A 210-nucleotide genomic window follows, 5' to 3' on the forward strand; every position below is an offset into this window, starting at 1 on the left:
GGAGTTAATAAAAAAGCTGAAAAAACTGACGATGGAGAAGATAAAGAAGTAGTTACATTAAAATCAAGTAAAAGTATACCTCGTTTTGTCAATGTGATCTTAGATTATCTATTTGGAAAGCTTGCTTTGCATAATGGATATTTATATGATATTTCAACCTCACAATTCAAACGATTGTCAGAGATGGATATTGCTCATGAATATAAATTA

1 pseudogene is annotated in these 210 nt (G+C 29.0%); it reads left to right on the plus strand.

Annotation, left to right across the window (positions count from 1 at the left end):
- Positions 1–210, plus strand: a pseudogene (locus HFD15_RS14160) (hypothetical protein); the annotation flags it as partial.

Source organism: Lactococcus sp. EKM203L, assembly GCF_011800585.1.
Classification (GTDB): domain Bacteria; phylum Bacillota; class Bacilli; order Lactobacillales; family Streptococcaceae; genus Lactococcus; species Lactococcus lactis.